The organism is Prevotella mikamonis (genome assembly GCF_055381405.1).
The window spans coordinates 1,836,318-1,859,905 of record NZ_AP035785.1; the positions used below are offsets into that span (position 1 = coordinate 1,836,318).

A 23,588-nucleotide genomic window follows, 5' to 3' on the forward strand; every position below is an offset into this window, starting at 1 on the left:
TCGCTATCATCTCCTCATCAGCCTAAGAATCAAAAATGAAAACAAGAAATCATCATATCCTCACGATTATCGCCATCGCTGTTATCTTATTTACCAGCATACAATCAACCATAGCAGGAAACCCCTATACACGGGGCATCGGCAAGTATCCCGGCAAAGTGGAGGAATACAAAGGGCCACAGCTTTTCCGCGACAGCAGTTACCACAACCTGGCACTGATGCACACGGCCATGGCTTCCGGCAGCGAAAGCTATGACCTCACGGCCCAGCTGGTAACCGATGGTATAAAGACTACAGACATGCCGTCTTCGATAGATGTCTCTATCAACGACAGTCTCTTGTCTTTGCGCGACCAAGCTAAAACCTTCGATGGGAATATCCATTCGTACAACACCCTCACCGGAGAGAAGACACTCATCCAGTATGACTGGAGAAACATGAGCGTCCATACCGACAAACTTAAATTCAACGCCATAGCCATCTATCATCCAGAGAAGGCTACCAAAGGATTTGCAATCAGGGTTCTGGCCTCCGACGATGGCAAGCAATGGAGACAAATAGGAAAGGTTTCCTCGGCCAGTCTCCCTGGTACAGCCACAGAGCAGAAACTAAGTTCCGACCCCAATAAGTTTGAGGCAAAACTCTTGTTGCCTCTCCGCGAGGTAGACATGACGATTCCTCTCGTCCAGGGACACTACAGACTTCTCCGCGTAGAGTTGGAAATGCAAGGATGTGCCTATTGGCGTATCTTTGAGAATCTCTTCACCGACGACGAAACGGGCATGATTCCAAGCTACCAATTCGGTAGCGCCTGGGTAAGTCCTCGCGTTGCACGATTTGGAGACAAGGCTGAGACACAATGGATTTACGTAGACCTCGGCGATAAGGCCGAGGTCCAGAAGATTGTCCTTCATTGGCTACAGCGTCCGCAAGAAGGTAAGGTACAGGTATCCGACGACGCCAAGAACTGGACAGACCTGCTGAATCTCCCTGCCAAAGGCAGCCTGAACGAGGTGTTAGACTGTCGAGGCTGGGGACGATATGTACGTCTGCTCATGACAAGAGTCAACCAATCCCGACAGTATGCACTCTCCGAATTAGAGGTGTGGGGACGGAATGGACTCACAGCCCAAAAGGCACAAGTAACCAAGTTCACCGGCAATCGCGTGGAACTCGACCGTAATTGGGAACTCTGCCGCAAAGGCTCTGACCATTGGATAAGTGCCACAGTCCCTGGTACTGTACTGGCAAGCTATCTGAATATAGGTGCTGTCCCCGACAACACCTATTCCAACAACATGCGTCAGATTTCCGAGTCGTATTTCAACTCAAATTTCTACTATCGTACCCGTTTCACGCTCGGACGCAAGCTGGACAAGCAGGAACACATATATATCAATCTGAACGGTATCAACTGGCGTTCTATCGTCAAGATTAACGGGAAGACGGTAGGCAGGACCGACGGTGCATTTATACGTGGACGCTTCGACATTACAAAGATGCTGGCGAAAGGTGAAAACGAGATTTTCATCGAAGTGGTCAAGAATGAACATATAGGCCCTGTCAAGGAGAAAAACGAATTCAGCACAGACCTCAATGGCGGAGTACTGGGTAAGGACAATCCTTCATTCCATGCCTCTATCGGCTGGGACTGGATAACCTCTACCCCTGGCCGAGATATGGGAATCTGGAACCATGTATTCCTTTCTACAGACAAGGGCATACACGTGAGCGACCCACTACTTACGACCACGCTACAGCTCCCCGACACGCTGGCAACACTTCAGCCCACTGTCAACCTGAAGAACGAGACTGGAAAGAAGATTACCAGAGAGCTGACTGGATGGGTCGGCGACATCTACTTCAAGAAGACCGTGACACTGGCACCCTACGAGCAAAAAGACGCAAGTTTCCTTCCTCAGGAAACTCCAGTCCTATGTAACAGGACGATGCGCCTTTGGTGGCCCAACGGCTATGGTGAGCCATATCTATATGATGCAGGTTTCGCCATCGACGGGGACACCGTGAGATATAAAGCCGGCATAAGACAGATGGAATACAGAGACCTTGATACGGATGTGAAACTCTATATTAATGGCAAGCGATTTGTGCCACTCGGAGGCAACTGGGGATTCTCAGAAATCAACCTCAATTATAGGAAGCGTGAATATGATGTAGCCTTGAAATACCATCGGGACATGAACATGACCATGGTACGCAACTGGGTCGGGCAGATAGGTGACAAGGAATTCTTCGAGGCTTGCGACCGCTATGGCATCATGGTATGGCAGGACTTTTGGCTTGCCAATCCTTGGGATGGGCCTAACCCTACGCACGAAGACATGTTTATGGCCAATGCCGACGATGTAATCCGCAAGATACGCCAGCATCCCAGTATAGCCATCTATTGCGGACGCAACGAGGGATTCCCTCCACAGACGCTTGATGCACTGCTGGCTAAATCCACCAAGGCTCTACATCCTCAGTCGGGATATATTCCCAGTTCGGCCGACAAGGGAGTCAGCGGACATGGGCCGTACCGCATCATGCCGTCAGACACCTGGTATTACAACCGTCAATCCGGCAAGCTCCACTCCGAGCGAGGCATTCCCAACGTACCCTCTTTTGAGAGCATGAGCCGTATGCTCGCGCCAGAAGACATGTGGCCAATCGGAAAGGGATGGGGACAACACGACTTTACGATGAAGGGCGCACCGGATGCAGTGACTTTCCTGGAGAGAATGGACACGATGTTTGGCAAGGCAAGCAACGCCCGACAGTTTATCGAATGGTCACAATGGATCAATTACGACAGCCACCGTTCCATGTACGAGAGCGAACACAAATACCGCAAAGGACTCCTTATATGGATGACACATCCTTGCTGGCCATCGGCTATATGGCAGACTTACGACTATTATTTTGAACCGACCTCGGCCTACTTCTCCATCAAGAAAGCCTGTGAGCCGCTCCATATCCAATTCAACCCACTCACCAAGGACATAGAGTTAGTAAATATAGCGGGTGGCAAGCACACGCTATCTGCTACCGCAGAATATCTTGATATCAGCGGCAAAGTCTTTGCCAAGGATGAAATCGAAGTGAATACACACGATGACGAGACCCAACAGATTATGAAAGTCCGGCCTGTTGCTTCCGACAGTATAGATGTCTGGTTCCTACGCTTACGACTTTTGGAGAGTAACAAAGTTGTCTCGGAGAACACTTACGTAGAAAGTAAGCAGGAAAACAACTTCAAGGCACTTCATACCATGTCCCACACTTCGGTTGACTACACCAGCGATTTCAGTAAAAATGGCAACGAGTGGATGGGCAAAATCGTCATCACCAATAACAGCAGCGTTCCCGCACTGATGGTACGATTGAATCTGAAAGGGAATGACGGCGAGCAAATCCTGCCGGTCATCTATAGTGACAATTACTTCCATCTCATGCCATCGGAATCCAAGACCATCACTATCAAATGGAATAACGAAGACTCGCGTGGTTGTAAACCCGTTATGGAAGTAAGCGGTTTTAATCTATAGTCCCTGCGAGCAGGTAAAGATTTGTATATCGCCTGCTCGTCAACTAAAAAACTGCCAAGCCGCGGCAGCATTACTGTCTGACCCTTGCAACATTGCTGTTCGGCCCTTGCAGCCATACTGCGGAGGCTCGGCAGTTTTTGAACAATGTGAGTTCGATGAATTTAGACTAGAGCAAGCTGTGTATCTAAAGTCCTTTGTACATTGATGCACGGCTTCTTTGGAAACTATTGCTGCCCGCTAAAAATAAGAATCATAATCAGCATGACTTCTGCCTTTGACATCGTGCAGTCACGGTGATATTCCCTCTTATTGACCGGTTTTAGCGTATATCTTGCCAGTATTGCATCAAAAACTTGCAGAATCGTAAAATCGGCCCAGCCAAATCATTTGCCCATACAGAAATTTCGTTAACTTTGTCCTCGGTGACATAGCGATTTTTGTTTATAGGTCTTTGTGTGTTACACTATAGAGTTACAATAAATTTCGGTCATCGGCATATTGAACAGGAATCATAAACAAAAGTCGACACGATGGAATACTATTATCTCACTCACTATGAATCCGACACCTATCCCTTCCTCATCCGCTATCTGAATAAGGAAGGACTCCACACTCGTTACCTCCATGCCCCTACAAGCCACGGCGAATACGTGAACGGACTGTTGGCGGCGTGGCGTGCGGTCGCCATTGCGGAGCATGGAACTATCATCACATACCTCTCTTCGGTGGGCGTACTCTGCTGGTGGGTTAGTCTGCTGCGACACAAAAAGGTAAAAATAGTAGCCACCAACCTTGCCCTGAAAGATGATTCATCGCAGAGAACGCGCCTCATGGGCTTCCTATACCGCCATGCCTTACGAAGCAAGCGGTTTACGCTGACGGTGACCAGCAGGAAATATGGTCAAGCCATGCAGTTACGGTTGCATCATTCACAACCGTTTCACTTGTTGCGCGACTATAACCAATATCCCGGTTATGTTCGCGCCTACAGTGACAATGGAAAGCGTATATTCTGCGGTGGCAATACCCAGCGTGACTGGGCGCGCTGTCTGCGTTTGGCAGAACTCATGCCCGACTGGATTTTTATGCTGGTGGGCTATGAGTCCGACAGCAACACGTCCGTTCCCAAGAACGTAAAGATTTATCGCAGACTTTCTTTCGCTTATTTCATACAAGCGTTATCTCAGTCCACCTTTGTATATCTGCCTACTAAATGGAATTGCCCTGCTGGGCTTACCGTTCTGATGCATGCCACGTGGAATGGGCGTGTAGTTGCGGTTTCTGCCAATGACGTTACTGAAGAATACGTTACACCGGACCGCGGCATCATCAGTAACGACTGCGAGCAAGTAGCCCGTCAAATGCGCAGTCTCTATGCCAATCCAGATTGCTGTCAATCTATGGTGGCAGCCATGCAACACTTTTTGACCGAAGAATGTTCTGCTGAAGCCTATTGTAAAAGCATGGAAAGTATATTAACATGAGTTCGATGAATTACAGGGACTTATAATTCATTGAACTCACGTTAAAGAGGAAAGATTCTATCTAGCCCATGTGATACATGGGATAGACAATAACGGCAACCATCAACCATGACTTACATTGTCAGAGACTGATGATTGCCGTTACTGCCAGCAAAATACAACAACTATGCTTCGCCTGTTCCGTCGCCGAAAGGTGCAATGGTGCGCTCCTGCGATTGGTTGGGAATCTGTATCTTACCGAATACCTGTTCGTATTTGTACACATTTTCCTGCAATGCCTGCAATAAACGTTTGGCGTGTTCGGGAGCCATAATCACACGGCTACGCACTTCGGGTTTAGGCATACCGGGAAGAATACAAGCAAAATCGAGGATGAAGTCGGAGCTGGAATGGGTAATGAGCGCCAAGTTGGCATATTCCCCACTAGCCACTTCGGGTTTGATATCTATTTGTAATCCGGTCTCTACGTCTTGTTCTTTTGTCATAATTTTAAAATTTGAGGTTAGTGATTGATTTGAAGTGACCACAAAAGTAAGCAATATCTGTGGAAAAAACGAAAGTAGGCTACGGAAATTGGAGATATGAAAAAAGGTCGTAAGCTGATTAGCCTACGACCTTTCTGTATAGAGGTTAATATTTTCTTATGCTTCTTGTTCTGCGAAGTCGAGCACATTGCGACGATTTGCCTGCATGCGTTCAAACTCTTCCTTAGAACCGACAATGAGCTTATCCCACTGTCGCAAACCTGTACCGGCAGGAATCAGGTGACCGCAGATAACGTTCTCCTTCATACCCTCCAGACGGTCTACGCGACCACGGATAGCCGACTCGTTGAGTACCTTGGTGGTTTCCTGGAACGATGCAGCACTCATGAAGCTCTTGGTTGCCAAAGCAGCACGGGTAATACCCTGAAGCATCTGAGTAGATGTAGCTGCAACGGCATCGCGAACCTGTACGAGTTTCAAGTCACGACGCTTCAGAGAAGAGTTCTCATCGCGCAACTTGCGGGCAGATACTATCTGACCCGGCTTCAGAGTCTCGGAGTCGCCGGCATCGACAACAACCTTCTTACCCCAGATGCGATCGTTCTCTTCTGCGAAATCAAGTTTGTCTACCATCTCCTGTTCCAAGAATGTTGTATCGCCCGGATCGTCGATATGAACCTTACGCATCATCTGGCGAACGATAATCTCGAAGTGCTTATCGTTGATTTTCACACCCTGTAGACGGTAAACATCCTGTACTTCGTTGACGATGTACTCCTGAACAGCAGTCGGACCCTTGATAGCCAGGATGTCGCTCGGTGTGATAACACCATCAGAAAGAGGTGTACCGGCACGTACGGCATCATGTTCCTGTACCAGAATCTGCTTAGACAGTGATACGAGATACTTCTTCTGGTCGCCGGTCTTCGATGTAACGATAATCTCGCGGTTACCACGCTTTACCTTACCCATCGTCACCTCACCGTCGATTTCAGAAACCACAGCAGGGTTAGAAGGATTACGAGCCTCGAACAACTCTGTGACACGGGGAAGACCACCGGTGATATCGCCTGCACCACCAACGGCACGAGGAATCTTCACCAGAGTCTCACCAGTCTTGATAGCCTGGCCGTCTTCTACAACGACGTGGCCACCTACCGGCAAGTTGTATGTACCCAGTACCTCGCCCTTGCTATTGAGAATATCGCAGGTAGGCACCATAGTCTTATCCTTGGAATCGGTGATAATCTTCTCGGTAAGTCCGGTCGTTTCGTCGGTCTCAGCATGGTAAGTTCTTCCTTCAACAACATCATTGAACTTCAGTGTACCAGCATATTCGGAAACGATAACGGCATTGAACGGGTCCCACTTAGCAACGATGTCGCCCTTTTTCACCGTATCGCCGGTCTTATTATATAATGTAGAACCGTAAGGAACGTTCAACGTACCCAGCACGATATTCGTATTAGGATCTACGAAGCGCACTTCGGCCAAACGACTTACTACCATCTGACACTTCACATCGCTATCACCGTCTTCTACAAATGGCACTGTACGAAGTTCGTCAAACTCCAGCTTACTATTGTTCTTAGCTACGATGCTGGCATTGGCAGCAGCATTACCGGCCACACCACCGGCGTGGAATGTACGAAGAGTAAGCTGTGTACCCGGCTCACCGATAGCCTGTGCAGCAATGACACCGACTGCCTCGCCCAGTTGTACCATGCGCGCTGTAGCCAGGTTACGGCCGTAACACTTCATACAAACACCGTGCTTGCTCTCACAGGTAAGCACAGAGCGAATCTCAACGCTCTCAATAGGAGAGTTTTCGATAGCCAGTGCCTTATCCTCTGTGATTTCCTCACCAGCCTGAACTATCAGTTCTCCAGTAGTAGGATCAAGGATATCGTGAACAGATACACGACCAAGGATGCGCTCATACAGCGTAGAGATAACCTCGTCGCCATTCTTCAATGCCGTACAAACAAGTCCGCGCAAAGTACCGCAGTCTTCCTCAGAGATGATAACATCGTGAGAAACGTCTACCAGACGACGTGTCAAGTATCCAGCGTCAGCCGTCTTCATAGCGGTATCGGCAAGACCCTTACGAGCACCGTGAGAAGAGATGAAGTACTCCAACACTGACATACCTTCCTTGAAGTTAGACAGAATTGGGTTTTCGATAATCTGTGCACCTTCAGCACCTGCTTTCTGAGGCTTAGCCATCAAACCACGCATACCCGAAAGCTGCTTAATCTGGTCTTTAGAACCACGGGCTCCAGAATCCAACATCATGAACACAGCGTTGAAACCTTGGTCGGCTTCGGTCATCTCCTTCATCAAGATATTACCCAAGTCGTTGTTTACGTGAGTCCACGCATCAATTACCTGGTTATAACGTTCGGTATCGGTGATGAAACCCATTTCGTAGTTGGTCTTGATTTGGTCGACCTCATTCTGACCACGAGCAACAATCTCTTTCTTCTCCTCAGGAATGATAATATCATCGAGGTTAAACGAGAGACCTGCTACATAAGACATGTGGTAACCGAGGTTTTTGATACCATCGAGGAACTCGCACGCACGAGCCATACCCACAGCCTTGATTACATCGGCAATGATACCGCGCAGGGTTTTCTTGGAGATAATATCGTTGAAATAGCCAATCTCTTCGGGAATAATCTGGTTGACAACCACACGTCCAACAGAAGTTTCTACCATACGAGACTCCAACTGCCCATTGACCAAATCCTTCACGACAACCTTAACTGGAGCATGGAGGTCACACTTCTTCTCGTTGTAAGCCACAAGTGCTTCCTCCGGGCCGTAGAAAGTGAGACCTTCGCCCTTAGCACCCGGACGCAACTTAGTAATATAGTATAGACCAAGCACCATGTCCTGAGAAGGAACTGTGATAGGAGCACCATTAGCAGGATTCAAAATGTTGTGGCTCTGAAGCATCAACACCTGAGTTTCGAGGATAGCCTCATTACTCAACGGAAGGTGGACAGCCATCTGGTCGCCGTCGAAGTCGGCATTGAACGCCGTACATGCCAACGGGTGCAACTGGATAGCCTTACCTTCTATCAGCTTAGGCTGGAATGCCTGAATACCAAGACGGTGAAGCGTAGGAGCACGGTTCAGCATGACAGGATGTCCCTTCATTACATTCTCCAGAATATCCCAGATAACCGGCTCACGGCGGTCGACAATCTTCTTGGCACTCTTAACCGTCTTCACAATACCGCGCTCAATGAGCTTACGAATAATGAACGGCTTATATAGCTCGGCTGCCATCAACTTAGGCAAACCACACTCACCCATCTTCAATTCAGGACCAACAACGATAACCGAACGGGCAGAATAGTCTACACGCTTACCGAGGAGGTTCTGACGGAAACGTCCCTGCTTACCTTTCAGTGAGTCGGAGAGCGACTTCAATGGGCGATTGCTTTCACTCTTAACAGCAGAAGCCTTACGCGAGTTGTCGAACAAACTGTCGACAGCTTCTTGCAACATACGCTTCTCGTTACGAAGAATTACTTCAGGAGCTTTAATCTCCATCAATCTCTTCAAACGATTGTTACGGATGATAACACGACGATAGAGGTCGTTGAGGTCGGAGGTTGCAAAACGACCACCATCCAAAGGTACCAACGGACGTAATTCTGGCGGAATCACAGGAATAATCTTCATGATCATCCACTCTGGGTGATTCACATCCTTTGATGCACGGAACGCCTCTACAACCTGCAAACGCTTCAATGCCTCTGTCTTACGCTGCTGGCTGGAATCGTTGTTGGCGCGGTCGCGAAGTTCATAGGAAAGACCGTCGAGATCGAGGTCACCTAACAAATCGTAGACAGCCTCTGCACCCATCTTGGCTATAAATTTATTAGGATCGCTGTCATCAAGATATTCGTTGTTAGCATCTATTTGATTGTCAAGGATATCCAAGTATTCTTCCTCAGAGAGGAGGTCCATCTTGTGAGAACCGTTGACTTCGTTACCATCAGCATCAGTACGGCCTTCCATAGCTCCCGGCTTGATAACGATATACTTCTCGTAATAAATAACTGTATCGAGTTTCTTGGTAGGCATGCCTAACAGATAACCGATTTTATTAGGAAGAGAACGGAAATACCAAATATGAGCAACAGGAACTACAAGTTCGATATGTCCGCTGCGTTCACGACGCACCTTCTTCTCGGTAACTTCCACACCGCATCGGTCGCAGACAATACCCTTGTAACGAATACGCTTGTATTTACCACAGGCACATTCGTAGTCGCGGGTAGGACCAAAGATACGCTCGCAGAACAGACCATCACGCTCCGGTTTATAGGTACGATAGTTGATGGTTTCGGGCTTGGTCACCTCACCATACGAGTTTTCCAGAATCTCCTCCGGAGAAGCCAGACCGATGGTTATCTTCGTGAAATTATTCTTAACTTTTGAATCTTTCTTAAAAGCCATATTTACTTTTGTCTTAATTGTGAATTTGAAACGAAGAACAAGGGAAGATAGTTGGAACTCATCGCCCCTGTTCTCAATTCTCACTCAGATTAGTCGAGCTTGATGCTTAATCCCAGACCACGGAGCTCATGCAGCAACACGTTGAGTGATTCAGGAATACCCGGTGTAGGCATCGGGTCGCCCTTAACGATAGCTTCATACGCCTTGCTACGTCCTACAGTATCATCCGACTTAATAGTCAGAACTTCCTGCAATACGTGACTAGCTCCAAAGGCCTCAAGAGCCCAGACTTCCATCTCTCCGAAACGCTGCCCACCAAATTGTGCCTTACCACCAAGCGGCTGCTGGGTAATGAGAGAGTACGGACCGATTGAACGGGCGTGCATCTTATCCTCGACCATGTGCCCCAACTTCAAGAAGTAGGTGATACCTACTGTTGCAGGCTGGTCGAAAGGTTCACCGGTTTCACCATCATACAAGTGTGTAGAACACAAATGAGGCAACCCGGCTTTATCTGTCCATTCAGACAAGTCTTCCAGCTTTGCACCGTCAAAGATTGGCGTTGCAAACTTCACACCGAGCTTACGTCCGGCAGCACCAAGGATAGCTTCGAAAATCTGCCCAAGGTTCATACGAGAAGGCACACCCATCGGGTTCAATACCAAGTCGACAGGACGACCATCTTCCAAGAAAGGCATATCTTCCATGCGTACCACCTTCGATACAATACCCTTGTTACCGTGGCGACCAGCAAGTTTATCACCTACCTGAATCTTACGTTTCTTGGCAATATAGACTTTCGCCATCTGGAGAATACCAGAGGGAAGTTCATCACCGATAGAGATAGCAAACTTCTTACGCTTCAACTCAGCATCCATCAACTTGTATTTGCGGATGTAGTTCATAATCAACTTCTGAATCAAGCCATTTGCATGCTCGTCGTCTGTCCAACCGTTACTCTGAATACCGTCATATTCCAAGTTCATCAATGTAGCTACAGTAAACTTACTGCCTTTCGTGATGATTTCGGCACCAGTATAGTCTTTAACGCCCTGAGAAGCATGGTCGGCTGTCAAAGTCATGAGCTTGTCAACCAAGATTTCCTTCAAGTCGTTGTTCTTTGCTTCATATTCTTCATCGAGCTTAGCCATCAAGACCTTATCTTGTTTCTTCGATTCGCGAGTCTTCACGGCACGAGAGAACAATTTCTTGTCGATAACAACACCACTCAAAGAAGGATTGGCTTTCAACGAAGAATCCTTCACGTCACCGGCCTTATCACCGAAGATGGCACGAAGCAACTTCTCTTCCGGAGAAGGATCGCTCTCTCCCTTAGGAGAAATCTTACCAATCAAAATATCACCCGGGTCAATACGAGCACCAATGCGTACAACACCGTTATCATCCAAATCCTTGGTTGCTTCCTCGCTGATATTAGGAATATCGCTTGTGAATTCCTCCATACCACGCTTGGTTTCGCGAACATCCAAGGAATACTCGTCTACGTGTACAGAAGTCAGCACATCATCACGAACCATACGCTCAGAGATAACAACAGCATCCTCGTAGTTGTATCCTTTCCAAGGAATATATGCGACAAGAAGGTTACGCCCTAAAGCCAATTCTCCATTCTCCGTAGCATAACCTTCAGTCAGAATGTCGCCGGCCTTGACGCGCTGTCCCTTCGTACAGATAGGACGAAGGTCGATGGTCATATTCTGATTCGTACGGCGGAACTTAGGAATACGATACTCCTTCAGTGCCGGTTCGAAACTTACATATTCTTCTTCTTCTGTGCGATCATACAGGATTCGGATGGTTGTAGCATCAACATAATCAATGATACCATCACCCTCGGCTGTTATCATGGTACGTGAATCTTCACACACCTGCTTCTCCAAGCCTGTACCTACAATAGGAGCATCATTATGGAGCAATGGCACAGCCTGTCTCATCATGTTACATCCCATCAACGCACGGTGTCCGTCATCATGTTCCAAGAAAGGAATCAATGAAGCCGAAACCGAAGCAATCTGCTGCGGAGCAACATCGACCAAGTCTACCTCGCTAGGAGCAACTACAGGGTAATCAGCATCCTGACGGCATTTAACGGTATCTCTGATAAATTGTCCTTCAGTGGTTAAAGGTGCATTACCCTGACCGATAATCTTGTCCTCTTCTTCTTCAGCAGTCAGATAGACAACATCCTTGTTGTCCATGTCTACCTTAGAATCCCTCACACGGCGATAAGGTGTGACGATGAAACCTAAATCGTTAATCTTTGCATATACGCAGAGAGAAGAAATCAAACCGATGTTAGGTCCTTCAGGACTCTCAATCGGGCAAAGACGACCATAGTGAGTGTAGTGAACGTCACGAACCTCGAATCCAGCACGCTCACGAGACAGACCGCCAGGACCAAGGGCAGAAAGACGACGCTTATGTGTAACCTCTGCAAGCGGATTTGTCTGGTCCATGAACTGACTCAATGGATTTGTACCAAAGAACGAGTTGATAACACTCGAAATTGTCTTGGCATTGATAAGGTCTGTCGGTGTGAACACTTCATTATCACGAACGTTCATACGTTCGCGAATCGTGCGGCTCATACGGGCCAATCCGACAGCGAACTGATTACTCAACTGCTCTCCTACCGTACGTACACGACGATTACTCAAGTGGTCAATATCGTCTACTGTGGCATTAGAGTTTACCAGCTGAATCAAATATTTAATAATCTCAATAACGTCATCCTTCGTCAACACGCGGACGTCAGAATCGGTTTCAAGACCTAGTTTCTTATTAATACGGTAGCGACCTACTTCTCCAAGATCGTAACGCTTGTCTGAGAAGAACAGGTTCTGGAATACCTCGCGTGCACTGGCATCATCAGCAGGATCTGCATTACGCAACTGACGATAGATATAATTCACAGCCTCCTTTTCAGAGTTGCTGGGGTCTTTAGCCAGCGTATTGAAGATAATTGAGAACTTGTTGGCAGCCTCTGCATCCTTATGCAACAATACAGAAGGAGTACCGCTCTCCAAGATTTCGTCGATATTATCTTCGGTCAACTCAGTCTCACGCTCCATGATAACTTCATTGCGCTCGATAGACACTACTTCACCCGTATCTTCATCTACGAAGTCCTCATTCCAGCTCTTGAGCACACGCGCGGCAAGGCGACGTCCCAAGGCTGCCTTCATATTTTTCTTATTGACTTTAACTTCCTCTGCCAAATCGAAAATCTGAAGAATATCCTTATCTTTCTCAAATCCCATGGCACGAAGCAATGTCGTCACAGGCAATTTCTTCTTACGATCAATATAAGCATACATCACATTATTAATGTCTGTAGCAAATTCAATCCAAGAACCCTTAAATGGAATGATACGGGCGCTATACAACACAGTACCGTTCGCATGTACACCCTGACCGAAGAATACACCCGGTGAACGATGCAACTGCGAAACAACAACACGTTCAGCGCCATTGATGACAAAAGTACCATTAGAAGTCATGTAAGGAATTGTACCCAAGAATACATCCTGAATAAATGTACCAAAATCCTCATGGTCGGGATCAGTACAATACAGCTTCATCTTAGCCTTCAAAGGCACACTATAGGTCAGACCGCGCTCCAGACACTCATCTACAGTATAACGGGGCGGGTCAATATAGTAATCCAAGAACTCAAGAACGAAATTGTTTCTCGTATCGGTGATAGGGAAGTTCTCTGCGAACACTCTATACAACCCGTCATTCTTACGTTCTTCAGGCGGAGTATCTAGCTGTAAGAAGTCCTTAAAAGACTTCAGCTGCACATCGAGAAAATCCGGATATGGAAGCGGATTATGCACGCTGGCAAAATTGACTCTGTTATCTACTACTTTTGTCATAAAATGTTTATTAACCGACCTTGCAAAGCTAGCAAACGCCCACTTACAAGGCAAATTAGATGATAAAGACACAAAAAGGTTAGGATCCACCTACTTGGAAGATCCTAACCGTATTATAACTTTGTTGTAAACTGGATTACTTCAGCTCTACCTTAGCACCAGCTTCTTCGATAGCCTTCTTCAGGCTCTCAGCTTCGTCCTTAGCAACGCCTTCCTTTACAGTAGCAGGAACTGCGTCTACGAGATCCTTAGCTTCCTTCAAGCCAAGACCACAAGCTTCTTTCACAGCCTTAACAACCTGGAGCTTAGTAGCACCTACCTCAGTGAGAACAACGTCGAATGAGCTCTTCTCCTCAGCAGCTGCTGCAGCACCACCTGCGGCGGGACCAGCAGCTACAGCAACAGCTGCAGCAGCAGGTTCAATACCATACTCGTCCTTCAGGACTGTTGCCAACTCATTAACTTCCTTAACAGTAAGATTTACTAATTCTTCTGCAATAGCTTTTACGTCTGCCATTTTATTCTAAAATTTTAATTATTCGTTTTTATTAATATTACTTGCTTGACCTTATGATTGATTATTCAGGACGCTCGCCTAAAGTCTTGAGCACACCATGAATAGTGTTTGCGCCTGACTGAAGAGCTGAAACAACGTTCTTTGCGGGAGACTGTAGCAAAGCAACAATATCCGCGATGACTTCGTTCTTGCTCTTGATAGCCACCAACTGCTCCAACTTGTCAGCACCTACGAAGATGCTTTCCTCAGCGTAAGCAGCCTTCAAAGAGGGAACCCCCTCCTTAGCATACTCTTTCAGCAACTTAGCGGGTAAGTTAGCCGTGTGTGTGAACATCACAGCTGTCGTACCTTTCAGTGTACCGTACATAGGTTCGAAATCAATATCGGAAGCCTCGAAAGCTTTGTGAAGAAGCTTATTCTTCACCATCACCATCTTGATTTCGTTCTTGAAGCACTTACGACGAAGGTTGCTTGTAGCTTCCGCATTCAATCCCGCCAAATCTACGAGATAGAAATGAGGATACTCCTTCAACTTCGCTCCAAGTTCTACAACAATGGTATCTTTTACTTCTTTCTTCATTTTACAAAACTTTTAGAGTTATTCAACTGATTTAGGATCAATCTTGATACCCTTACTCATTGTGCTAGAAATAAAGATACTCTTCAGATATGTACCTTTGGCAGCAGCAGGCTTCAATTTGATAACGGTCGAGATAAATTCTTTTGCGTTGCCATAAATTTGCTCTGCGGTCATACCAACCTTACCGATTGATGTATGGATGATACCAGACTTATCAACCTTAAAGTCTATCTTACCTGACTTGACATCCTTAACAGCCTTAGCAACGTCCATGGTTACAGTACCACTCTTAGGGTTTGGCATCAAACCACGAGGACCCAATACACGCCCCAAAGGACCTACCTTACCCATGCAGGAAGGCATCGTAATAATTACGTCGATATCAGTCCAACCACCCTTAATTTTCTCAATGTACTCATCCAGACCTGCATAGTCGGCTCCAGCCTCTTTGGCAGCAGCCTCCTGATCAGGAGTACAAAGACAGAGTACACGTGTAACCTTACCAGTTCCATTAGGCAATGTGACAACGCCACGTACCATTTGGTTAGCTTTACGAGGGTCTACACCTAAACGCACATCAATATCTACAGAGGCCTCAAACTTGGTGGTAGTAATTTCTTTCACCAATTCCGTGGCTTCCTTCAAAGTATATGCCTTCCCTGCTTCAACCTTCTCAGCTACTGATTTCTGATTTTTTGTCAGTTTACTCATTTTCTTAATTGAAGTTATAAATTATTTACCAGGGAAGTCCCCTTTTACAGTGATACCCATACTTCTTGCTGTTCCGGCAATAAGCTTCATAGCAGACTCTACGGTAAAGCAGTTAAGATCGTTCATCTTATCTTCAGCAATAGCCTTCACCTGCTCCCATGTTACAGAAGCTACCTTCTGACGGTTAGGTTGAGCTGAGCCGCTCTTCACTTTAGCCAACTCCTTCAGCTGTACAGCTGCGGGAGGAGTCTTAATAACGAAGCTGAATGACTTGTCGGCATAGTAAGTAATAACAACAGGAAGAATCTTTCCTGCCTTATCCTGGGTACGGGCGTTGAACTCTTTGCAGAATCCCATGATATTGATACCCTTAGAACCCAATGCAGGTCCTACTGGTGGTGAAGGATTCGCAGCGCCACCCTTAATCTGTAATTTGATTAATCCAGCAACTTCTTTAGCCATTTTCTTTGTTAATATTTAATATTTGAATTTATAAGAAGACCGTTATTCGTAACAATAATTAGCCTTCTTTCTCTACTTGCATAAAACCGAGTTCCAACGGAGTTTTACGTCCGAAGATCTTGACCATCACCTTCAGCTTGCGTTTCTCGGTATTGACTTCTTCAATCACACCGCTGAAACCACTGAATGGACCATCCGTAACCTTCACTGTCTCGTCAACAGAATAAGGGATATTTACCATATCCTCTATCTCCGTCTCCTCAGCAGTACCCAGCATACGATTGATGTCAGATTGTGGCACGGGCGAAGGGTTATCCAAACCTCCGAGGAAACCTAAGCAATTCGGCATGAAGCGCAGGGTATGCGCAACATCACCAACCAACTTGGCTTCAACGAAAACATAGCCAGGGAGAGAGATTTTCTCCTTGACTACTCTTTTACCATTACGCAAGGAAGCATGCTTCTCCAAAGGCAAAAGAATCTGGGATACATGCGTACTTAACAACTCGTTATGCTTCATTTCGGCCTCGATGTATTCTTTCAACTTAGCCTCTTTTCCACTCACGGCACGTAGTACATACCAGTTCATTCCTGTTTCAGACATTTTTCCTTGAATAATTAATTCGGATAGACAACACCCATCACAAACTTAAACACGCTGTCCATAGCGAACACCACAATTGCAATAACTAGGGAAGCAGATAATACAATCATTGCACTGTGAGTCAGTTCGGCACGTGTAGGCCATGTAGTTTTATGCACAAGCTCATCGTAGCAAGCTTTGCAGTAATTCACTATCTTATTCATATTATCTTTAATTTGCACGGGTTGAAAGACTCGAACTCTCGACACCTGGTTTTGGAGACCAGTGCTCTACCAACTGAGCTAAACCCGTAAATAAAGTTCCCGTAACCGAAGTTGCGGGAACTTCCTGTTTATCTTAATAAGATAGTATTCTTGATTAGAGAATATCTGTAATCTGACCTGAACCTACAGTACGTCCACCTTCGCGGATAGCGAAACGAAGACCCTTGTTCAAAGCTACAGGGTAGATCAACTTAACCTCGATTTCTACGTTATCACCAGGCATTACCATTTCTACGCCTTCTGGCAAGGTAATTTCACCGGTACAGTCCATAGTACGGAGGTAGAACTGAGGACGATATTTGTTTCCGAATGGAGTATGACGTCCACCTTCTTCTTTCTTCAATACGTAGATAGAAGCCTTGAAGTGATCGTGAGGAGTAATAGCACCTGGATGCACAACTACCATACCACGCTTAACCTCTGCCTTATCAATACCGCGGAGCAACAAACCTACGTTGTCACCAGCTTCACCCTCATCGAGGAGCTTGCGGAACATTTCAACGCCTGTTACAACAGACTTCTTGTCTTCACCAAGACCGAGCAACTGCACTTCGTCGCTAACCTTAACCTTACCAGTTTCGATACGACCTGTAACTACAGTACCACGACCTGTGATTGAGAATACGTCCTCGATAGGCATCAAGAAAGGCTTATCCAAATCGCGCTCTGGCTCCTGAATCCACTCATCAACAGTGTTCATCAGCTGCATTACGCTGTCTACCCACTTTTCAACACCGTTCAAAGCACCGAGTGCAGAACCACGGATGATGGGGGTATCATCTTCGTATTCATATTGAGAAAGGATTTCCTGAACTTCCATTTCAACGAGTTCAAGCATTTCCTCATCCTCAACCATATCACACTTATTCAAGAACACTACCAAACGAGGTACGTTTACCTGACGAGCCAAAAGTACGTGCTCACGTGTCTGAGGCATAGGACCATCAGTAGCAGCAACTACAAGGATAGCACCGTCCATCTGAGCAGCACCAGTAACCATGTTCTTCACATAGTCAGCGTGACCCGGACAGTCTACGTGTGCATAGTGGCGGTTTGCTGTTTCATACTCAATGTGAGCAGAGTTGATAGTAATACCACGCTCTTTTTCTTCAGGAGCGTTATCAATCTGATCGAAAGACTTAACTTCCTTTGAACCGAAGCCCTTATCAAAGAGAGTCTTTGAGATGGCAGCTGTCAAAGTTGTTTTACCGTGGTCTACGTGACCAATAGTACCAATGTTAACATGCGGCTTGGTACGCTGGAATGTCTCTTTAGCCATAGCTTAATTGTTTATATTATTAATAAATGTTCAATTAAAGTATTTGTTTTTCTTCGTCTAAAAAAATAGTTCGAAGCAGAGCTGTAACTGAGAGTTGAACTCAGGACCTCTTCCTTACCAAGGAAGTGCTCTACCACTGAGCTATTACAGCATTCGTTTAGAGCGGAAAACGGGGCTCAAACCCGCGACCCCCAGCTTGGAAGGCTAGTGCTCTATCAACTGAGCTATTTCCGCAAAACTTCAACTGAAGTGGGTAGTGATGGATTCGAACCACCGAAGTCGAAAGACAGCAGATTTACAGTCTGCCCCATTTGGCCACTCTGGTAACTACCCAAAAATTTGTTTTAACAACTCCCGGCACCCAACCTCAAAGGTCTGTTTCCTTGAGCCTCTTGTCGGATTCGAACCAACGACCCCGAGATTACAAATCACGTGCTCTGGCCAACTGAGCTAAAGAGGCAAATCCTTGCAGCCGCTCAGCGACTTGTTTTAGGACGTGTTGTAAAACGGCTGCAAAGATACGACTTATTTCTAAATCGCCAAAACTTTTATGTGTTTTTTTTAATGATTGCGCATTTTTTCTTTGAACTTCGTCAACTGCACCTTAATTGAATCCACCGTCAAATCCACGGCTTCTTCAAACGAGTCACACGTCTTTGCTGCAAAGAGCGTATTCCCTGGTACGGTTATTTCAATACTGACTTCCTTGTTCAAGGCCGTTGCCGGCTTTGCGACTTTTAATTGCACCTCAACTTTCTGAATATCCTCGTAAGTCTTTTCCAACTTAGCGACTTTCTTTTCGATAAATGCCTGTAACTTCTCGGTAGCGTCGAAATGTATCGACTGAATCTTAATTTCCATAGTTCCCTCCATTTTTAAAGGTTACGCCCTGGGGTGGGCTTCTGAATATACGTTTTTCAACTGCTCAAACGTCGTATGAGTATATATCTCCGTTGTCGAGAGACTCTCGTGTCCCAGCAGCTTCTTCACACTTTCCAACCCAGCCTCGTGATTCAACATCGACGTGGCAAAAGTATGGCGGAGCACATGAGGCGTACGTTTCTTCAAGGTACAAACCATCGAAAGATACTTCTTCACCTCATTTCGCACCTGCGGATGTGTCATTTTTTCACCTCGGGCAGACAAGAACAACGCTTCCGACTTACAATCAATCTCTGCATCGCGCAGCTTCATATAATCCCGGAGAGCTTCATACAGTTCTTCTCCAAAAGGAATGATACGCTGTTTGTTTCTCTTTCCCGTCACCTTTATCTGCCTGTTCACGAAATCGACATCCTTATTCTCCAAGTCCACCAACTCCGCCAGTCGCACACCCGTCACGTAAAACGTCATGATGATACATCTTGCCCGCTTGCTTTCGTACCCATCGCCCCAAAAAGACGAATCATCGAGAAGCCTATCCATCTCTGATTCTCTCACAAACTGCGGAAGAGGCTTGCTCTTCTTCGGACCCTTTACATTATAAGCAGGATCCTTTTCCAGCAAATGACGAGAGAGGGCAAAACGATAAAAGGAACGCAACGCACTGAGCCTCCGATTGATAGAGACGGCATTGTTTCCTTTATCCATCATACTCTCCATCCATCCCCTGATAACATCAGAGTCTACCTGTCCCCAGGAGAGTTGACCTTCCAAATTTTTGAAATACGCTTCAAACCCATAGAGATCGTCAGCGTAGTTTTTCACTGTCAGCGGCGAGCGGTTCAGCTCGCACTTCAAGTAGTCCAAAAATTTTTCTATCATCATCAAAAACGTCCCTCACATTACATTTATGTGTCGGTACGAATTTACAGAATTAAATTCAAACTACCAAATTTTTAACGAGATTTTAGTCCTCGTTGGCACGCAATTTCTGTACGTAGATAGCGTGTTCCATCTTGAGACGCTTCAAAACAGAAGGTTTGTTGAACTGCTGACGAGCGCGGAGTTCCTTTACAACACCTGTCTTTTCGAATTTTCTCTTGAACTTCTTGAGAGCTCTTTCGATGTTCTCGCCATCTTTAACTGGTACAATAATCATGTTTTTGATTTTAAAATTTAAATATTAAACATTTCGCTGTGGCATTGTGCCACTAATTGCGGGTGCAAAATTACATCTTATTTTCCTTACTACCAAATATTTAGCAAAAGTTTTTACGGCAGCCTTTTATCATTCAAGTTACAGAAATCTTATAATTCTCGGTTTCATCTGTTCGGAACATACTGACTGATAATATACTCATAGTCGTAATAATCTCTCCATTCGAAGGAGATTCTAAAGGGAGAAAAGAAGGGGATACGCTTGTATTCATTGCTCTTGAAGAACTCCTTTTCCTTAGTGCGCAGCTGTTCGGAAAGTATCTTGTCGTCTGCAAAGAACTTTGCTAAATATTCCAATGTATTCTTTTTCCTTTGTGGATTGTAGTAGATTTCAGTAGGCATTGCATCCGACTTTTTCCATAACATAGGGCTTATATCTATATATTCAAGTACAAGGTCTCCCTTTTTATCCCACCGACAGACCCCAGCTTTACGCCATATAGAAGCATGCTGAGCCTTTGTGTCGAATATGAGGAAATAAAACTTCTCGGCACTGGCTTTATCATGCGAAATAAAAGTCAGATCTATCTGAGTGCTGGCAAAAAGATATTTCTGCTCCGGCTTTTCTGGATTCCAAGCCACAAAGCGGTCTATATCCTTGGCAGACACCTTCGACATTTTCCCATTCGTTTCTATCTTCAAATAGTTGTCAGTGCCACCAGGAAGCAGAATATGGACCTCCTTCAGCACACTACTGTCACGCATGGTCACATTAGCAACGGCTTTTCTCGGATAAGCCTGTACCATTACCGGCATTGAAATCAGAAGTATTACTGAAAATACGAATTTAGAGAGGAAGTTCACTTTTCCTCGCTTTGATTTATCATCATCACAAAACCAAGCTGACAAATTGCATTCTATCCCCTTATACATAAGTTCTCTTCTTTTAATTTTCTCATTTCTGCCGCATTAGGAAGAGAGACCTGACGCCTCTTCTCACCAAGCCATAACTGAAATATGATACATTATGACAAAGATAATCGTTTTGATGATACTTGCAAAGACAATCTAACCATTTAACATTCAACTTACTACATCTCAGCCTTCTGAATAATACCAGAATATCATCCCCAGCACTATCAATGCCAAACCACAAAATCCCATTAGAAACCTGTACGCCTCGACACCAAACACATAAATAATAAAATACTTGAGACCATTGTTTTCATCTTCCTTGGTCGGCTCGACAACCCACTTCCAGTTTCGTATCGCACCAACCAGTATCAACAAGCCTCCCCCCATCAGCACCCAATAATAATGCTCCTTTCCGTAGTTTATGATTTGTTCTCCCATTTGTCTTCGACTATTTTACAGACACCAACAGCTCCATATTTCAAGAGCATTATACATCCTCTTACAACATTCATTTGCAGCATCTCTTCCTGATGCTACAAATGAATGGGTAGGCAAATACATACGCCCATATATTAATATGGTGTAAACTTACATATAAAAAACAGGAGGGATTACGCTGACCAACGGAACATGACCGGCCTTCTGCGGTATAGAAGTGCATACCTTGGGAAGAATGTAGTTATCAGGTATAAACCCATTCGGTAAATCCTTTTGAAACACTACTGCCTTGTGATAGTAGGCCTGTGCTCCTTCTGCAATACTCAGTCCCAACCATCCACTACGCCAATCTCCTTCATTATCCTTGTTGCGCATCATGTCGACCACTTCCATACAATCTTCAGGAGTGTCGCGTTTCCTATCCCTCATGTCTCTAAGCGCCGTCATGACACGTTGTAGCCAGGCCTCGTCGCGTGCATGCCCGGAATCAATGGCATAGAGCGTAATGCAATGATATCCCCCATCATCCGTAGGCGGGGCCAATGCTTCGTTGGGGCAATCCAATACGGCTTCGTACACGATAGGTCCTTCGCTGTATCTAGCTCTCCACTTCGACTTTCCAAAGAAGGGAGCTTTGCCTGCTACAGCCTTGAAGAAAGGAGTCTCTGTGCCGCGTGGAGTTTCCACGTAGGGTTCAAGCTTCTTCAAGTCCGTCGGATTTTGATGATTGCCCCTGAGTGTTCTCACTTTTTCTTCTTGCTCTGCTTTCTTGGCATTCAACGCATTGCGATACTCAGACACATCGTAGCCCTGAGCTTCCAGCTCGTCCAGCCGATCTTCAGATACACTTACCTTGGCAGCCTCAAGCTGCTTCATCATTTGATTTTTCAAGAATCCCATGTTGTTTTGTTTTTGATGATAATACTAAATTATTTGTTTTTCTATCTTACTCGTTCCATTCACGCGTCTGTCCTGTCGTAGCATCATGCTTCTTCCATTTCCCCGAACGCTCTCCATCTGAATATTGTCCCTCAACGACAAGGATTGTTTTCCCATGACGCCACACCTCTTCCCGGCATAAGCCATGAAGCACACCTCCACGATAGGTTCGCACAGTTCTTGTCTGCACGCCACCGCCTTGCTCTGTCAGCTTCCACTCCGTACCTTCTTTCTTGCCGTTCGCCCAGTGGATTTCAAGCACTTTCGCCCCAGTCCGGTCATCATATCTCCGCTCAACTCCGTGTTCTATACTTTGCCGAAATTCCTTTTCCGAAGCCAAACCTCCATTCCTGAAATACGTTTTCACACAACCGTCTATCTTGCCTCGATTCATGGGCGTCGTCTTGCTTGGCGTCATACCATCTTGGAAGTATTCCGTAAACAGCCCGTTTCGTTTTCCCGCCGAATACACTCCTTTCTCGCGGAGCGCCCCATCCCGATAGCGACGGTACGCCCCATTCATCAGGCCACGGTCGAAGACCACACACTCCTCGTCCAGTCCGCGCTTGATACGATATTCGCCTTGCAACGGTTGCTTGCCGAGTTTTTCACAATATACATTCCGCCTGCTTGCGCTTGACATGGTCAAGAGTTCATCGCTGAGTATCACTTTTTGGGCAAAAGCCGAAAGGTTAAGACACAACAGGAAAAAAGTAGAGATACACCGATGTACTTTCAGAGTCAACATACTTTATTTTTCATGGGTTACCAATTCCATTAACCACTCGGTACTGAGTATTCCATATGCAAGAAACGTGGAACTGCATACTCCACGTCTTTATGTCCAGGCCCTGAGAAAACCTTTGTAAGCAGATGTGGGAATAACAGCCCCACGCTATATGCGTGGAGACTATCATACCTTCTCTTGCTTACTTTTTGAAGTTTCTC

The 23,588-nt window shown here is 45.9% G+C and carries 19 protein-coding genes, 5 tRNA genes and 1 pseudogene; 2 read left to right on the top strand and 23 right to left on the bottom strand.

Annotation, left to right across the window (positions count from 1 at the left end; all coding sequences use genetic code 11):
- The first annotated feature begins 35 nt into the window (after positions 1-35).
- On the top strand, positions 36-3,548 hold the full coding sequence (locus tag ACZ42L_RS07775) for a glycosyl hydrolase 2 galactose-binding domain-containing protein (RefSeq protein WP_464715750.1): 3,513 nt from the start codon (positions 36-38) through the stop codon (positions 3,546-3,548).
- 245 nt (positions 3,549-3,793) lie between these two features.
- On the opposite strand, the pseudogene ACZ42L_RS07780 reads toward ACZ42L_RS07775, so the two are convergent.
- A pseudogene (locus ACZ42L_RS07780) lies at positions 3,794-3,993 on the bottom strand (hypothetical protein); the annotation flags it as partial.
- An 85-nt stretch (positions 3,994-4,078) separates the two neighbouring features.
- Between ACZ42L_RS07780 and ACZ42L_RS07785 the strand changes: the two are divergent.
- Positions 4,079-5,032, top strand: coding sequence for a hypothetical protein (locus tag ACZ42L_RS07785; RefSeq protein ID WP_464715751.1), 954 nt, complete (start codon positions 4,079-4,081; stop codon positions 5,030-5,032).
- Between the two features lie 164 nt (positions 5,033-5,196).
- On the opposite strand, the gene ACZ42L_RS07790 is transcribed toward ACZ42L_RS07785, so the two are convergent.
- From ACZ42L_RS07790 to ACZ42L_RS07895, 22 genes are all read right to left on the bottom strand, one after another.
- Positions 5,197-5,517 carry a DUF3467 domain-containing protein gene (locus ACZ42L_RS07790; protein WP_464697944.1) on the bottom strand — a complete coding sequence of 107 codons (321 nt, stop codon included), beginning with the start codon at positions 5,515-5,517 and terminating at the stop codon, positions 5,197-5,199.
- 156 nt (positions 5,518-5,673) lie between these two features.
- The gene (rpoC, locus tag ACZ42L_RS07795) at positions 5,674-9,993 is read right to left on the bottom strand and encodes a DNA-directed RNA polymerase subunit beta' (RefSeq protein ID WP_464705732.1); all 4,320 of its coding nucleotides are present in this window, start codon (positions 9,991-9,993) and stop codon (positions 5,674-5,676) included.
- Positions 9,994-10,082: 89 nt separating this feature from the next.
- The gene (gene rpoB, locus ACZ42L_RS07800; RefSeq protein WP_464715752.1) at positions 10,083-13,892 is read right to left on the bottom strand and encodes a DNA-directed RNA polymerase subunit beta; all 3,810 of its coding nucleotides are present in this window, start codon (positions 13,890-13,892) and stop codon (positions 10,083-10,085) included.
- 136 nt (positions 13,893-14,028) lie between these two features.
- Positions 14,029-14,409 carry a 50S ribosomal protein L7/L12 gene (gene rplL / locus ACZ42L_RS07805; RefSeq protein ID WP_464697948.1) on the bottom strand — a complete coding sequence of 127 codons (381 nt, stop codon included), beginning with the start codon at positions 14,407-14,409 and terminating at the stop codon, positions 14,029-14,031.
- A gap of 61 nt (positions 14,410-14,470) precedes the next feature.
- Complete coding sequence (gene rplJ / locus ACZ42L_RS07810; RefSeq protein WP_464697950.1) at positions 14,471-14,989, bottom strand: 50S ribosomal protein L10; 519 nt, start codon at positions 14,987-14,989, stop codon at positions 14,471-14,473.
- Between the two features lie 18 nt (positions 14,990-15,007).
- A complete protein-coding gene (rplA, locus tag ACZ42L_RS07815; RefSeq protein WP_464697952.1) occupies positions 15,008-15,700 on the bottom strand; it encodes a 50S ribosomal protein L1 in 693 nt (230 codons plus the stop codon).
- A gap of 21 nt (positions 15,701-15,721) precedes the next feature.
- Entirely contained in the window at positions 15,722-16,162 is a 441-nt protein-coding gene (rplK, locus tag ACZ42L_RS07820) for a 50S ribosomal protein L11 (RefSeq protein ID WP_464697954.1), read from the bottom strand.
- A 58-nt stretch (positions 16,163-16,220) separates the two neighbouring features.
- Complete coding sequence (gene nusG, locus ACZ42L_RS07825; RefSeq protein WP_464697955.1) at positions 16,221-16,766, bottom strand: transcription termination/antitermination protein NusG; 546 nt, start codon at positions 16,764-16,766, stop codon at positions 16,221-16,223.
- A 14-nt stretch (positions 16,767-16,780) separates the two neighbouring features.
- Positions 16,781-16,969 carry a preprotein translocase subunit SecE gene (secE, locus tag ACZ42L_RS07830; protein ID WP_464697957.1) on the bottom strand — a complete coding sequence of 63 codons (189 nt, stop codon included), beginning with the start codon at positions 16,967-16,969 and terminating at the stop codon, positions 16,781-16,783.
- A 15-nt stretch (positions 16,970-16,984) separates the two neighbouring features.
- Positions 16,985-17,057 (bottom strand) — tRNA-Trp (locus ACZ42L_RS07835).
- A 66-nt stretch (positions 17,058-17,123) separates the two neighbouring features.
- Positions 17,124-18,308 (bottom strand): elongation factor Tu, encoded by a 1,185-nt coding sequence (gene tuf / locus ACZ42L_RS07840; RefSeq protein WP_464697959.1) that lies wholly within the window; start codon positions 18,306-18,308, stop codon positions 17,124-17,126.
- Between the two features lie 79 nt (positions 18,309-18,387).
- Positions 18,388-18,459 (bottom strand) — tRNA-Thr (locus tag ACZ42L_RS07845).
- A gap of 10 nt (positions 18,460-18,469) precedes the next feature.
- Positions 18,470-18,542 (bottom strand) — tRNA-Gly (locus ACZ42L_RS07850).
- Positions 18,543-18,558: 16 nt separating this feature from the next.
- Positions 18,559-18,641, bottom strand: a tRNA-Tyr gene (locus ACZ42L_RS07855).
- Positions 18,642-18,694: 53 nt separating this feature from the next.
- A tRNA-Thr gene (locus ACZ42L_RS07860) sits at positions 18,695-18,768 on the bottom strand.
- Between the two features lie 101 nt (positions 18,769-18,869).
- Positions 18,870-19,169, bottom strand: a complete 300-nt coding sequence (gene hpf, locus ACZ42L_RS07865; RefSeq protein ID WP_464697961.1) for a ribosome hibernation-promoting factor, HPF/YfiA family — start codon at positions 19,167-19,169, stop codon at positions 18,870-18,872.
- Between the two features lie 21 nt (positions 19,170-19,190).
- Positions 19,191-20,075: a tyrosine recombinase XerC gene (locus ACZ42L_RS07870; protein WP_464715753.1), complete on the bottom strand. Its 885-nt coding sequence runs from the start codon at positions 20,073-20,075 to the stop codon at positions 19,191-19,193.
- 82 nt (positions 20,076-20,157) lie between these two features.
- Entirely contained in the window at positions 20,158-20,349 is a 192-nt protein-coding gene (rpsU, locus tag ACZ42L_RS07875) for a 30S ribosomal protein S21 (protein WP_464697965.1), read from the bottom strand.
- A 164-nt stretch (positions 20,350-20,513) separates the two neighbouring features.
- Positions 20,514-21,281, bottom strand: coding sequence for a hypothetical protein (locus ACZ42L_RS07880; RefSeq protein ID WP_464715754.1), 768 nt, complete (start codon positions 21,279-21,281; stop codon positions 20,514-20,516).
- Between the two features lie 165 nt (positions 21,282-21,446).
- Complete coding sequence (locus ACZ42L_RS07885; RefSeq protein ID WP_464697969.1) at positions 21,447-21,701, bottom strand: immunity 17 family protein; 255 nt, start codon at positions 21,699-21,701, stop codon at positions 21,447-21,449.
- A gap of 150 nt (positions 21,702-21,851) precedes the next feature.
- Positions 21,852-22,601, bottom strand: a complete 750-nt coding sequence (locus ACZ42L_RS07890; protein WP_464715755.1) for a hypothetical protein — start codon at positions 22,599-22,601, stop codon at positions 21,852-21,854.
- Positions 22,602-22,647: 46 nt separating this feature from the next.
- On the bottom strand, positions 22,648-23,388 hold the full coding sequence (locus tag ACZ42L_RS07895; RefSeq protein WP_464715756.1) for a toxin-antitoxin system YwqK family antitoxin: 741 nt from the start codon (positions 23,386-23,388) through the stop codon (positions 22,648-22,650).
- Positions 23,389-23,588: the final 200 nt, after the last annotated feature.